Here is a 12553-nt window from a genome sequence, read left to right on the forward strand (position 1 = left end):
GGCGTGTCAGCGCAGGGTCTGGAGATAACCCACCAGCGCGTCCATGTCTTCGCGGGACAACGCCGTGGCGGGCATGTTGGTGCCGGGCTTGATCTGCTGCGGATCGGAAATCCATCGCTTCAGGTCTTCGGGCGTGTTGGGAAGGGCGCCTGCCGCCAGGGTGCCTCGACCGGCGACATGCGTGAGGTTCGGGCCGCGCATCGCCTGCGCGCTGGTGCCGTCGATGGCATGGCACATCGCGCAGCTCGAGCGCATGAAGAGATCGCGGCCACGCAGCGCTTCGCCAGGAGGCGGCTCGCCGGCCGTTCGGCGCTGCGCGTCGGCCCATGCCGTGTAGCGCTCCGGCGGATCGGCGACCACGAAGAAGGCCATCAGCGCGTGCTGGAAGCCGCAGAACTCCGCGCACTGGCCCCGGTAGACGCCCTCTCGGTCGGCGCGGAACTGCATCGTGCTGGTGCGGCCCGGAATCAGGTCCTTCTTGCCGGCGAGGCTCGGCACCCAGAAGCTGTGGATCACGTCGTCGGCCTTGAGCGTGACGATCACCGGCCGGCCGGTGGGCACGTGGATCTCGTTGGCCGTGATGAAGCTGTCGGCGACCTGCGGCTCGACATACCGCACCTCCCACCACCATTGGTGCGCGGTGACTTCGAGCCGCAACGCGCCGTCGGTCGACAGCCGCGCGAGCGCGCGGTCGGTGAAGAAGCTGGCGGCGATCAGTCCGAGCAGCAGCAGCGTCGACGCCGCCACGGCAGCGATCACCGTGCGCCGCTTGCCCGCTTCGGGCCGCTCCAGGGACGACACGTCCGGCGAGCTCTGCGGGCCGGAGCGCGGCGCGCGCCAGAGCGCGAACAGCAGCGCGGCCAGGACGGCGGCGAACACCACCGTGCAGACCACCAGCGTCAGTTCCCAGAGCGTGCGCACGTGTGCGGCCTGGGGACCGAAGGGGGCAAGCACGTCGTGCACGGCTTCCATCATTTCGCTCCCGGCTTCGGGTGCTCGCGGTCGCGGCCCACCTCGGGTTCATTGCCCTGCAGGCTGTCGGCGCGGCCGGGCTCGACGTCCTTTCGCAGCTGGCCGCTCATCGAGCGCACGTAGGCGGTCAGCTGCCAGATCTGGTCCTCGCTCAGGTGCCCGCCGAAGGACGGCATGCCGTTCGGGCGCCCCTGGACGATGGTGCTGAAGATCTGCGCCGGCTCGCTGCCGTAGCGCCACTGGTCGTCCATGAGCGCGGGGCCCATGCCCCCGCCGCCCTGCGCATGGCAGCCGTTGCAGTTGTACCAGCGGTACAGGCGCTTGCCCTGGGCAACGGCGAAGGCGTTTTCGACATAGCCCTCGCCGTTGCCGGCCGGCAGGCGCACTGCATCACCGCGCGCCTGGGCAGGCTGCAGGGCGCTGGTTCTCGGCGTCTCGGCACGGGGGGCCGATGCGTTGTCCGGTGGCGTCTCGAAGCGGCGCCTCTCGCGTTCGCAGCCACACAGCGCGAGGGCCGACAGGAGCGCGATCAGCACGGGACCGGCGATCGGGCGCAGGTTCATGCGAGACCCTTCGCCTCCGGCTGCGGTGCGATTCGCCTTGGGAACGGCCCTGCGACTCATGGCCGCTCCAGGCCCGTCGATGGCAGGCGCGGCACCGCATAGGCGTCGAGGATGCGGTCGATGTCCGCGGCGCGCCTCAGGAGGAAGTCGTCGAGCCGCGCCTTCATCGCGCGGTCGCCTTTTCGCACGCCCATCGCGATCGAGAACGCGAAGGGGAGGTCCATGTCGGCCGGGGCCGCCGCCGGCGTGAGTTCCAGCGCCGGCGTGGCGCGGGCCGCGAAGTAGCCGGCCTGCGGCCCCCAGGCCAGCGCCGCGTCGAGCTCGCCGCGCGCCACCGCGTCCACCATGCGCCGGGCCGGTGGCCCGTCGCCGTAAAGGGTGAAGCCGACCACGTTGCGCACCGCGCCGTGCCGTGCCAGCGCGTAGCCGGGCGGTGTCGCGGCCAGGTCGTTGCCGACCAGCTGCACACCGACGCGCAAGGCAGGCAGGCGATCGTCGTCGAAGGAGCGCAGCGCACTGGCATCGCGGGCATGGCTCGCCCGCTGCACGAACACGTAGCTCGACCGGTAGTAGGGCCGCGTCGTCAGCACGCGCTCGTCATCGACCGGCACGCCGATGATCACATCGCATGCGCGGGCACCCAGCGTCTTGCGCACGAAGCCTCGGCGATCCGGCAGCCATTCGTACTGCAGCGGCCATTGCAGGTCGTCGGCGAGCAGTCGGGCGATGCGGTTCTCGAAGCCGCTCTGGTCCTCGCGCGAGTAAGGCAGGTTGTCGGGCTCGGCACAGACGCGCAATGCGGGCAAGGCAGCGGGGGCGGCCTCCTGCGCATCAGCCGGCCGGCCGCCGCCGAGCCCTGCCAGCAGGGCCAGCAGAACGGCGCCGAAGCGCGCGAAGCGTGCAATGTCAATCCGGCAGCTTGAAGACATAAAGCTTCCCGCCCTTGCGCGTGGCCGCGGACAGGTCCTTCATGGCATTGGCGAAGCCCAGCGCCGCCGTGCCGTCGCGTGCATCGAGGCCGCCCGACACCACCGCTCCGGCCCAGCCGCCGACACCCGACAGCACGGCCACGTACTGCTTGCCGTCCGGACCCCGGTAGGACACCGGCTGGCCGATGATCCCGGAGTCGGTCTTGTACTGCCACAGCAGCGCGCCGCTCCTTGCGTCGACGGCCTTGAACCAGCCTTCCATCGTGCCGTAGAACACGAGGTCGCCCGCGGTCGCGAGCGCACCGCTCCAGACCGGAAAGGTCTCCTGCTTCTCCCAGACCGCCTTGCCGGCGATCGGGTCCCAGGCCGTGAACACGCCGCGATGCCCGCCCGGGCCCGGGTACATCTTCACGTCGGCCCCGACGTAGGGCGTTCCCGCGATGTAGCTCACCTGGGAGGTCTGGCTGTCCTGGCAGAGGTTCTGGTGCGGGATGTAGACCAGCCTTGTGCGCGGCGAGTAGGCGGAGGGCTGCCAGTCCTTGCCGCCGGGCGAGGTCGGGCAGATCTCGCGCACCGTCTTGCCGACCTTCGGCTCCTTCGAGGGCTCGTAGCGCAGCCGCCCCGTCTTCAGGTCGACGCCCGACGAGGTCGTCACCTTGACGAAGGCGTTGGCGGACAGCACCTCGCCGCTCGCGCGGTCGATCAGGTAGACATGGCCGTTGCGGTCGGGGTGGACCAGCACCTTGCGCGGCTTGCCGCCGATCTCCGCGTCGATCAGGATGTTCTCGTTGACGCCGTCGTAGTCGTGCAGGTCATGCGGGCTGAACTGGTAGAACCACACCGCTTCGCCGGTGTCGGGGCGACGCGCGAAGAGCCCGCTCGTCCAACGGTTGTCGCCCGGGCGCTGCTCCGGGTTCCATGGTCCCGGATTGCCGGTGCCGTAGTAGACGAGATCGAGTTCAGGGTCGTACGAGATCCAGCCCCAGGCATTGCCGCCGCCGATCTTCCAGGCCTCCGGCGGCCAGGAGCTCACGCCCAGGTCCTTGCCGCGGTCCTGCGGATAAAAGGGCTTGAACTGCGCGCCGATCAGCACGTCGCTGTCGGGGCCGGTGCTCCAGGCGCGCCACGCGATCTTGCCGGTGGCCGCGTCGAGTGCCGTGAGCCAGCCCCGCACCCCGAACTCGCCCCCGCTGTTGCCCACCAGCACCTTGTTCTTCACCACCAGGGGCGCCATCGTCATCGACTCGCCGACGCGGATGTCGCCCAGCTTCGCGCGCCACAGCTCGGTGCCGCTCGCCGCATCGACGGCGATGGTCTGGTTGTCGAGCGTGTTGAAGAAGACGCGGCCGTCGGCGTAAGCGGCGCCGCGGTTCACCACGTCGCAGCAGGCAACGCCCTGCGCGGCGGACTCTGGCTTGGGCTCGAACTTCCACTTGAGCGGCGCGCCGGGCCTGGTGAGGTCGAGCGCGAACAGCACGTTGGGGTAGGGCCCGACGATGTACATCGTGCCGCCCACCACCAGCGGCGCCGCCTCGTGGCCGCGCAACATGCCCGTCTCGAACGTGAAGGCCGGCTGCAGCCTGGCGACGTTGGCGATGGTGATCTGGTCCAGCGGGCTGAAGCGCGTGCTCGCAGGGTTGCCCGCGGGCAGGGTCCATTCGCCTTCTTGCGAGAACGCGAAGGCGCCCGGCAGCAGGCTGCTCAGCAGGAGCAGCAGCAGGCGGGTCCAACGGGCGCTTCGCTTCTTTGCGTGTTGTTCGTCGCTTCGCATCAACCCTGACTCCGAGATCGGGAGCATCAGCAACGTAGCAGGCCCACGTGCCGCAGATGTAGGGTGGTTGCCAGTCTGCATATCGGCTACTGGCTGATCCCCCGTGATGGCTTTGAACTCGCCGCACAGCAGCTCAACAGTGGGTCACGGCCGACGAACAGGCGCGTCGATTGCCTCGGCCTCCTTCATGAAGACCACGGCAAGCTCCGCGCTTACCTGGTTGAACGAATGCCTGCCGAACACCGATGACCACGCCAGATCTCCGTCCAGGACCTCGCCTGAGGGTCGTTCTCGTCGAGGACGACCCCGCACTCTCGGCGCGCTTCGCGCAGTTGCTGCGAGCCCTCGACGGTGCCGAGCTGGCATTCACCGCCAGCACCGACGCAGACGCGAGCGCATGGCTGGATGCCCATCCGCACGGCTGGGACCTGGCGCTCATCGACGTTTTTCTCGCAAGCGGGCACGGCTTCAGGGTCTTGCGGCACTGCCAGCATCGAGCACCCGGCCAGAAGGTCGTGATGATGTCGAACTACGATCGCGACCCCATGCGCCAACGGGCGCTGGACGCCGGTGCGGACGCCTTCTTCGAAAAGGCGACGCAGCTGGAAGAGCTGATCGCCTTCTGCGTGGCGCATCGCAGGTAGAACGCCGCCCGGCAACGCGTCGATTGCCTCGGCTCAGCCGCTGCCGCGAGGTCCGCGCCCGGCGCCGCCGCCGCCCTTGCGCGCCGAGACCTGGTTTTGAGGCCCTGCGCCCATGGTCTGGCGATCGTGCCGGCTCTCGGGCGTTCGCCGGCCCTGGTGGGTCTGGGAAGACTCCTGGTTGCCCATCTTGTTGTGGTCGTTCGCGACCTTGCCACTGTGCGGCTGCTGCTGATCGGCCGGGGCGCTTGCGTGGCCGCCGTCGGCCGCCGCTTCGGCCGGGCTGCCGACCTGGTGCTTCTCCGGGTGCTTGTCGCGGGACTGCTCGTCGCGCAGGAAATCCAGCTTCTTGCTCATGGTTGCTCCATCGTTGCGGTCTCGCCATCGGGGCAATCGACGTGCCCGGCACGAACGCCTGAAGCCTGTTGCCGATGCCGGACTGCAGGACGCGTGCGCGCTGGCGTCATCGTCGTGACATTGCGGCTGACTAGTCTCGGGCGTCCCGACTGGCAAGAACCAACCGATGCATGAAGACATGACCACGAACTCGCGCCGCAAATTCCTCCAGAGCACCGCCACCACCGGCATCGCTGCCGCCTCGCTGGCCGCCTTCCCACCCAGCATCCGCCGCGCGCTGGCCATTCCGGCTCACCACGACACCGGCACCGTCAAGGACGTGAAGCACGTCGTCCTCTTGATGCAGGAGAACCGCTCCTTCGACAGCTACTTCGGCACCTTCAAGGGCGTGCGCGGCTTCGGTGACCGCTTCGCGATCCCGACGCCGAACGGCAGGAATGCCTTCTACCAGACCTACACGAAGACAACGCCGGCGAGCACCTTCGTGCCCTACCACCTCGACGAGAGCAAGGGCAACGCGCAGCGCGCCGGCAGCACCCCGCATTCCTGGTCCGACTCGCAGGCCGCCTGGGACCACGGCCGCATGTACAAGTGGCCGGACGCCAAGAACCAGCTGTCGATGGGCTACTACGAAGCGGCCGAAGTGCCCTTCCAGCGCGCATTGGCCGACGCCTTCACGCTGTGCGACCACTACCACTGCGGCATGCACACGGGCACCATCGCCAATCGCCTCTTCTACTGGAGCGGCACCAACGGCCCGAACGGCGTCAGCCCCATCGACGGCAGCAAGGTGCAGGTCGCGGCGCTGAACAACCAGTTCAACGGCGGCAACGACATCGGCGCGTCCACGCAGGGCTGGACCTGGACCACCTACGCCGACCGGCTCGAGAAGGCCGGCGTGAAGTGGAAGGTCTACCAGAGCCTGATCGACAACTTCGGCTGCAACGAGATGATGGGCTTTCGGCACTGGCGCGCGCAGATCGAGCAGATGCCGCCGGCGCGCCGCCCGGTCTATGTGCCGGCCACCGACATCACGCAGCCGGTCACCGCCGCGGGCCCCTTCTACGACCCGGTGGTCGACGATGCGCTCAGCCCGCTGGCCAAGGGTTTCCACAACACGATGCCCCACGGCTTCCTGGAGACCTTCCGCGAGGACATCCAGAACGGCAGGCTGCCCGCTGTGTCCTGGATCATCGCGCCCTCAGCCTACAGCGAGCACCCCGGGCCATCCAGCCCGGCCAAGGGCGGCTGGTACGTGCAGCAGGTGCTGGACGCGCTGACCGCCAATCCCGAGGTCTGGAGCAAGACCGTCCTGCTGATCAACTTCGACGAGAACGACGGCTTCTTCGATCACCTGCCGACGCCTTCGGCGCCCTCGCGCAATGCCGACGGCACGCTGGCCGGCGGCACCACGATGAAGGACCAGGACATCGCGGTCGAGTACCACGACTACACGCCCGCGACCGCGAGCCAGCCGGCCAGGGACGGCCGGCCTTACGGCCCGGGTCCGCGCGTACCGCTGTGGGTGGTCTCGCCCTGGAGCCGCGGCGGCTGGGTCAACTCGCAGGTCTGCGACCACACCTCGACGCTCATGTTCCTCGAGAAGTGCTTTGGCGTGATCGAGCCGCAGATCAGCGCGTATCGCCGCGCGGTCTGCGGCGACCTGACCAGCGCCTTCAACTTCGAGCGTCCCAACGACGAGCCGCTGCCCACCCTGGCCGGCCGCAGGACCCAGGCCGAGGTCGATGCGCTGACGGCCGCGCAGCAGGCGCTGCCCAGGATCGTGCCGCCGGCCGATCTCTTGCTGCCGTCACAGGCCACCGGCGTGCGCCCCTCGCGCGCGTTGCCCTATGAGCTGCACACCACCGCGCATGTCGATTCGTCCAGCGGCCGCGTCCAGCTGGCCTTCGCCAACAGCGGCCGCTGCGCCGCCGTGTTCCACGTCTACGACAAGCTGCACCTGGCAGACCGCGTGCCGCGGCGCTACCTGGTCGAGCCGGGCAAGCAGCTCAGCGGCGACTGGGCCGCCGCGACCGACGACGCCGGCCTGTACGACCTGTGGGTGCTCGGACCGAATGGCTTTCATCGCCACTTCAAGGGCGACATGAACCGGCTGCGGGCCGCGGGTGCGCCGCTGCCCGAGATCCGCGTGGGCTACGACGCGCGCAAGGGCGACATCTACCTGCAGATGCGCAATGGCGGCCGGCGCGATTGCCGGTTCAACGTGCAGCACAACCTCGCGTACCCTCGCCTCGACGGCCATGGCGGCGGCGGCAAGGATGGACGCGACGAGCATGACGACCGCGATCGCAGCGACCCTGACGACCGAGGCAACAAGCCCCGCGGCCCGTGGAGCGTGCGGGTCAAGGGCGGCGACGACGCCAGCATGCGCTGGAGCCTGGACGCCACCGGCAACTGGTACGACTTCGTCGTGAGCTGCGATGCCGACAGCGCGTTCTACCGCCGCTTTGCCGGGCGCGTCGAGACCGGGCGGCACTCGGTGAGCGATCCGGCAATGGGCCTGCCCGAGCGCTTCTGAACGATGCGGGCGCGGCCCTCAGAGAGAAGGGCTGCCGAAGGGCCGCCGTTGCGGCCTCGTCTGCACCGGCACCGGCAGCGTGACATGGAATGCCGCTCCGGCGTCGCGTCCGGCGCTTTCCACGCTGATCGTTCCGCCGTGGCGTTCGACGATGTGGTGGGCGATGGACAGGCCGAGCCCCAGCCCCTGCGCGTTCGCCTTCAGCTGCTTCGTGAAGGGCTTGAAGACATGCGGGAGCAGCGCCTCTTCGATGCCGCTGCCCGTGTCGGTGACCGAAACGGCATACGTCCGGGCGTCGCGTTGCAGTTGCAGTTCGATGCGCCCCGACACCGGGGTGAACTTGACGGCATTGGAAAGAAGATTCCAGAACACCTGCTGCAGGCGATGCGCGTCGGCCACGATCGGCAGTTGCCCGGCTTCCTCCAGGTCGGGGATTGCGATGTCGATCTGCTTGGCCTCGGCATGCGGCAGCACGGCAGACACCGCTGCCTTGAGGATGTCGCGAAGCGATGTCAGGTGCATGTCGATGCGCAACTGGCCGGTGCGGGTCCGCGCCGCCTCGATCAGGTCCTCGACCAGCCGCGCCTCGGTCTGCACGTGGTGCTTCATGTTGACCAGGGAAGCCCTGATGGCCTCGGGATCGGCCAGCGCACCACGCAGCAAGAGCTCGATTCGTGTTCCCAGCACCGACAACGGCGTTCGAAGCTCGTGCGAGACACTGGCAAGAAACACCTCGCGCAACCGACCGAGCTCCTCGAGGTGCTCGACCACTTCCGCGTGACGAACCGTGGATTCGATCATCGTCTCGAGCAGCTCGGTGTAGACCGTCATGCGCGCCTCGGTCACGGGCGATTCCAGGCGCGCTTCCGCCCAGAGCCGTGCACCGTCGACACCCAGCTGGCGGCCGATGCGCTCGCAGCCCAGCGGCGTTCCGAACGTGGCAAACGCCCATCCGTAGACGATCGCTCCACGCACCTGGTCTCCCATCGACAGCGGGACCGCCCGCAAGCGCAGCTCGTCACAGACGCTGGCCTGCGCGGCTGCGCCGGTTTCAATGGCCTGCGCGGCGAGGTCTCTTTCAACCGTGGCTCCCAGGCGCCCCTCGTTCCACACGCCGGAGTTCACCAGAAGCCGTGCCACCTTGGACGAGGCCAGGGGCCCTGCCTGCCGTGCAAGGTCGTGATCGTAGGCGCAGACGCAGAGTTCGGTGGCCGCGGCGAAGCGCGCCAACGCACGCCGCCATCCGTCCCAGTCCCACCCCGCCGGTCGGCCGTCGGCGTCGGCGATCTCGTTCACGGGGCCGTCTCGGGGGGGAGTTCCGGAGATTCGGGCAACGCCTTGCCGTGCGCGACGGCGTCCTCGATCACCGGAGACTTGCGCGACGGCGAGCGGGCCAGCAGCCCGTAGTAGGACGAGAACGGCAACTGCGGCACCGGTGTGGTGTCGTCACCCTCGACCACCGACTCGTCGAGAAAGGAAATGCCACCTTCGGCGATCACGTACTCGCGAGTCGTCTGGATGTTCTTGCTCCCGCGCACCTTCGGCACCGCGATCGCGCGGCGCAGGCGCGTGGAGATCTCCACGTAGCTCAGCAGGATGATGTTGTCGACCAGGTGCGATCCCTTGAGCTCCTCGCTGATCTGCGAGAGGCCCAGGAGCTCGGGACTTTCGTAGTTGAAGAACGCCGTCGCAAGCCGTCCCTTGACGAAATCCGCCAGCGCGTAGAGAAAATCGGACGCCTGGTCGGCATTCGCCATCTCGTACACGGCCACCGAGTCGAAGACGATGCAGTCGATGCCCTCCTTCTCCACCAGCTTCGCCACCCGGTCGAAGTGCACATCCAGCTCCAGCTCCAGCGGCGATTCATAGTGGATGAAAAGCGTGCCTTGGCGCATCAGCCCTTCGAGGTCGAAGCCCAGGCTCGCTGCGTTGCGGATCAGCTGGCGTGGATGCTCATCCAGCGTCACCAGCAGTGCGCGCCGCCCGGCCAGGACCGCCGAAGTCAGGAACTGCACACCCAGGACCGTCTTGCCGGTGCCGGAGATGCCGGTGACCATGGTGATCGAGCCCTCGTAGAGCCCCCCGTCCATGATCAGGTCCAGGGCGGCGCAACCCGCTGAGACGCGCTTGCTCGACGTGGGCTGGTCTTCGTCGATCTTGGGGCGCGATTGGGCGCGCCGATACACCTGGAGGCCTCCGCCCGATTCGATTCGCATCGCATGGCTTCCACTGATGAAATCCTGCCCCCGCGACTTCACCACCGACAGCGTCCTGTGGACCCGCCGGCGCACCTCGGTGCGGGTCAGCGAGATGATGGTGTCGAAGATGAAGCGCTCGTGCGCGTGCGGCTCCCCCTTCGTGTCCGCGCGCTCCGCGGTGACGAGCGTCGTCACGCCGAGGCGGGCGAGTCCGTCGATGAGCAGGTGGACATCTTCGCGGAAGGGCTTGTCGTTGACTTCGGCGTAGAGCCGCAGCGGCGTCAGGCCATCGATCATCAGCCTGCGCGCGCCGATGGCCGCCAGCTCGGCGGTGAACGCGCCTTCCGAGGAGCGGAACTCATTGAGCAGGACGCCTGGCGAGGTCTGGATGATCCTGACCTTGCGCTCATCGATGAGGCGCTGCAGGTCCCAGCTGAACCCCCTGGCGTCTCGCAACAGCTTCTCGGGGTCGAGCTCGAAGGAGACGATGACGCCGGGCTCGTCGTAAAGCGCTGCGCCCGCATGGATGAAGGCCAGGCCCAGGGTTGTCTTGCCGGCGCCCGGCGCACCTTCGACCAGGATGTTGTTGTTGCGTTGCACGCCTCCCAGAAGCACCTCGTCCAATCCTGGAATGCCGGTACGCACGGGGTCTTGCATCATCTCTTGGAGCCCTTTGCAGGTGATCTGGGAGCCGGACTTTACTCCGTGGAGGCCCCCTCTGCGGCGACCAGCGTCGACGCTTCCCCTCGATGGCGCCTCGCGCCACAATCGCCCGATGAACAAACGACGGTTCCTCGGCACGGCGGCACTCGCCGCCTCGTTCTCTTCCCTCCACGCATCGGCGGCAGACAGGGCCGCGAAAGGTCCCGGCCTCCTGACCGTCAGCGGCGCTGTCGGCAAGACCAACCGCGGCCCGCTCGATCCGGCGCTCGACCAGTTGATGGCGAAGCACGGCGTCAAGTTCGACAAGGCCTTCGTGTTCGATGTCGACGCCTTGCGCCGCTTGCCGGCGGTGCGGATCAAGCCCACGCTCGAGTACGACGCCAAGGTGCACGCGCTCGCCGGGCCCTTGCTGGCCAGCGTGATGGAGGCAGCAGGCGTGTCCGGCGACGCCATGCTGGCCCTGCGCGCGGTGGATGGCTACGTGGTGCCCGTGCGCATGGCCGACGCGCGCAGCTACAAAATGATCGTGGCCACCGAGATGGACGGAGCCCCCCTCGCGCTCGGCGGGCTGGGGCCGTTGTGGGCGGTCTACGAGGCCGACACCTTGCCTGCCTTCAAGGACAAGCCGCTCAAGGAACGCTTCGCCCTGTGCCCCTGGGGCCTGTACAGCGTCGAGGTCACGCGCGGGTGACGATGGCGGCACTCCGTGCCGGCGCACCCCCTGCTATCGCTCGCCTGCCTTCTTCCCGGCAGCCGGCGGCGGCTCCTTGTTGGTCTCGGGCTCCATGTCCTCGCGCAGCCCGAACGCCGCAGAGCCGTCATGTTCCGACGCTTCCGCATTCTTGCGCTTGGCCGCCATGCGCTCCGGCGGCGCCGGCCCGGTGTCTTCGCTGCCACTGCCGCCCTCGGCGCGCTTGCCGCTGAATTTCTCGCCGGCGCCGATGTTGTCGGTGCCGCCGCTGGTGGTGGGGCGCGTGCCGTCCCCGCTGGTCGTGCCCGGAGTGTTGTTCATGCTGGTCCTTTCATGTGCGGCTACTTGCCGCCTGCCGGCTGGCCGTGCTGCGTCCCTGTCGGGTCGGCGAGCTGTACCACCCGTCCTTGCTGCCACGCGTCCGCGCCATCGGCGATGGCGGGCGCCACGATGTCCTCCCGCTGCTTCTTCTTGTCCGCCGTGGCGATGCCGAAGCGCTTGTCTCGCTCGCCCACCATGGCGGCATCCACCTGGCCATCCGCGGTGAAGCCCATCATCACCTGGGGAATGCCGGTGGGCAGCTGCTTGTCCTGGTCGGTGTGCCAGGTGTGAAAGGTCTTTCCGTAGGTTCCGACGAGCTTGGTCATCAGCGCGTGCTCGGCCGCCTGCGGAATTCCCGGCGCGATCAGCTGGCCGGACTTCACTTCATGCACGTGGCTGTGCCACAGCGCCTTCTCGGGCTCCGGCAGTGTCTTGAACAGGCGTTCGCTGACGATGTACTCGACCCCCATCAGCTTTGCATCCTTGACATTGCCGTCGTAGATCACGCACTGGATCAGTTCCTCGTTGAGGACGGCGCAGTAGTGGTGGGCCTCCATCTGCATCTGGGGGCTGCCGCTGTAGAAATGGAAGCCGTCCAGGTAGGCATTGATGGCTTCGATGGGCGGCTTGTCCTGCAGCGCCGAGGCTCCCGCCTCCAGCGCCCGTGTGCTGGCTTCCTTGGCGGCTCCCGGCGATGACGTGCCGGAAGCCGTGTTGCTGCCCCCGCACGAAGCGAGAAGCGCGCAAGCGGCAAGCAGGCTGGCGACCGGGATGCGCATGGCGCTCGGATCTCCAGGCATCGGCAACTCCTTTCGTGGCTGGATGCAAACAGAGTCCAGTGTGTCGGCAGGCGACCCGGGGTTTGACGGCGCAGGCGGCCTCTTGTTGCAGGACGGATCGCACTCGGC

12 protein-coding genes are annotated in these 12553 nt (G+C 68.2%); 3 read left to right on the forward strand and 9 right to left on the reverse strand.

What is annotated here, in order from left to right; all coding sequences use genetic code 11:
- Positions 1-6: 6 nt before the first annotated feature.
- The 4 genes from coxB to G3W89_RS27265 are packed head-to-tail and all read right to left on the reverse strand — an operon-like array spanning position 7 to position 4235.
- Positions 7-975 carry a cytochrome c oxidase subunit II gene (gene coxB / locus G3W89_RS27250; RefSeq protein WP_162577072.1) on the reverse strand — a complete coding sequence of 323 codons (969 nt, stop codon included), beginning with the start codon at positions 973-975 and terminating at the stop codon, positions 7-9.
- Complete coding sequence (locus tag G3W89_RS27255) at positions 972-1535, reverse strand: c-type cytochrome (RefSeq protein ID WP_162577073.1); 564 nt, start codon at positions 1533-1535, stop codon at positions 972-974. The genes coxB and G3W89_RS27255 overlap by 4 nt, the downstream gene beginning before the upstream one ends.
- Positions 1536-1591: 56 nt before the next feature.
- A complete protein-coding gene (locus G3W89_RS27260) occupies positions 1592-2464 on the reverse strand; it encodes a substrate-binding domain-containing protein (protein WP_162577074.1) in 873 nt (290 codons plus the stop codon).
- Positions 2442-4235 carry a methanol/ethanol family PQQ-dependent dehydrogenase gene (locus G3W89_RS27265; protein WP_174258295.1) on the reverse strand — a complete coding sequence of 598 codons (1794 nt, stop codon included), beginning with the start codon at positions 4233-4235 and terminating at the stop codon, positions 2442-2444. Before G3W89_RS27265 ends, G3W89_RS27260 begins: the two co-directional genes overlap by 23 nt.
- A gap of 245 nt (positions 4236-4480) precedes the next feature.
- On the opposite strand from G3W89_RS27265, the gene G3W89_RS27270 reads away from it, so the two are divergent.
- Entirely contained in the window at positions 4481-4879 is a 399-nt protein-coding gene (locus tag G3W89_RS27270; protein ID WP_162577075.1) for a response regulator, read from the forward strand.
- Between the two features lie 33 nt (positions 4880-4912).
- Here G3W89_RS27270 and G3W89_RS27275 read toward each other — a convergent pair whose 3' ends face one another.
- Positions 4913-5233, reverse strand: coding sequence for a hypothetical protein (locus G3W89_RS27275; RefSeq protein ID WP_162572187.1), 321 nt, complete (start codon positions 5231-5233; stop codon positions 4913-4915).
- Between the two features lie 178 nt (positions 5234-5411).
- Between G3W89_RS27275 and G3W89_RS27280 the strand changes: the two genes are divergently transcribed.
- A complete protein-coding gene (locus tag G3W89_RS27280; protein ID WP_162577076.1) occupies positions 5412-7772 on the forward strand; it encodes a phosphocholine-specific phospholipase C in 2361 nt (786 codons plus the stop codon).
- An 18-nt stretch (positions 7773-7790) separates the two neighbouring features.
- Here G3W89_RS27280 and G3W89_RS27285 read toward each other — a convergent pair whose 3' ends face one another.
- Both G3W89_RS27285 and G3W89_RS27290 read right to left on the reverse strand, forming a co-directional pair.
- The gene (locus tag G3W89_RS27285) at positions 7791-9068 is read right to left on the reverse strand and encodes a sensor histidine kinase (protein WP_162577077.1); all 1278 of its coding nucleotides are present in this window, start codon (positions 9066-9068) and stop codon (positions 7791-7793) included.
- Complete coding sequence (locus G3W89_RS27290; RefSeq protein ID WP_162577078.1) at positions 9065-10630, reverse strand: ATPase domain-containing protein; 1566 nt, start codon at positions 10628-10630, stop codon at positions 9065-9067. The genes G3W89_RS27285 and G3W89_RS27290 overlap by 4 nt, the downstream gene beginning before the upstream one ends.
- 115 nt (positions 10631-10745) lie before the next feature.
- On the opposite strand from G3W89_RS27290, the gene G3W89_RS27295 reads away from it, so the two are divergent.
- The gene (locus tag G3W89_RS27295) at positions 10746-11324 is read left to right on the forward strand and encodes a molybdopterin-dependent oxidoreductase (protein ID WP_162577079.1); all 579 of its coding nucleotides are present in this window, start codon (positions 10746-10748) and stop codon (positions 11322-11324) included.
- A 33-nt stretch (positions 11325-11357) separates the two neighbouring features.
- Here G3W89_RS27295 and G3W89_RS27300 read toward each other — a convergent pair whose 3' ends face one another.
- Positions 11358-11645: a hypothetical protein gene (locus G3W89_RS27300; protein WP_162577080.1), complete on the reverse strand. Its 288-nt coding sequence runs from the start codon at positions 11643-11645 to the stop codon at positions 11358-11360.
- Between the two features lie 20 nt (positions 11646-11665).
- Positions 11666-12445 (reverse strand): OBAP family protein, encoded by a 780-nt coding sequence (locus G3W89_RS27305; RefSeq protein WP_232076767.1) that lies wholly within the window; start codon positions 12443-12445, stop codon positions 11666-11668.
- Between the last annotated feature and the right edge of the window lie 108 nt (positions 12446-12553).

Source organism: Variovorax sp. PBL-H6 (assembly GCF_901827155.1).
In the GTDB taxonomy this organism is placed as follows: domain Bacteria; phylum Pseudomonadota; class Gammaproteobacteria; order Burkholderiales; family Burkholderiaceae_C; genus Variovorax.

Excerpts from the sequence above, each read along its gene's own strand:
- G3W89_RS27265 (WP_174258295.1), bottom strand. The coding sequence starts at position 4,235 with ATGCGAAGCGACGAACAACACGCAAAGAAGCGAAGCGCCCGTTGGACC.
- G3W89_RS27300 (WP_162577080.1), bottom strand. The coding sequence starts at position 11,645 with ATGAACAACACTCCGGGCACGACCAGCGGGGACGGCACGCGCCCCACC.
- G3W89_RS27260 (WP_162577074.1), bottom strand. The coding sequence starts at position 2,464 with ATGTCTTCAAGCTGCCGGATTGACATTGCACGCTTCGCGCGCTTCGGC.
- coxB (WP_162577072.1), bottom strand. The coding sequence starts at position 975 with ATGATGGAAGCCGTGCACGACGTGCTTGCCCCCTTCGGTCCCCAGGCC.
- G3W89_RS27275 (WP_162572187.1), bottom strand. The coding sequence starts at position 5,233 with ATGAGCAAGAAGCTGGATTTCCTGCGCGACGAGCAGTCCCGCGACAAG.
- G3W89_RS27280 (WP_162577076.1), top strand. The coding sequence starts at position 5,412 with ATGACCACGAACTCGCGCCGCAAATTCCTCCAGAGCACCGCCACCACC.
- G3W89_RS27255 (WP_162577073.1), bottom strand. The coding sequence starts at position 1,535 with ATGAACCTGCGCCCGATCGCCGGTCCCGTGCTGATCGCGCTCCTGTCG.
- G3W89_RS27295 (WP_162577079.1), top strand. The coding sequence starts at position 10,746 with ATGAACAAACGACGGTTCCTCGGCACGGCGGCACTCGCCGCCTCGTTC.
- G3W89_RS27305 (WP_232076767.1), bottom strand. The coding sequence starts at position 12,445 with ATGCCTGGAGATCCGAGCGCCATGCGCATCCCGGTCGCCAGCCTGCTT.
- G3W89_RS27270 (WP_162577075.1), top strand. The coding sequence starts at position 4,481 with ATGACCACGCCAGATCTCCGTCCAGGACCTCGCCTGAGGGTCGTTCTC.
- G3W89_RS27290 (WP_162577078.1), bottom strand. The coding sequence starts at position 10,630 with ATGATGCAAGACCCCGTGCGTACCGGCATTCCAGGATTGGACGAGGTG.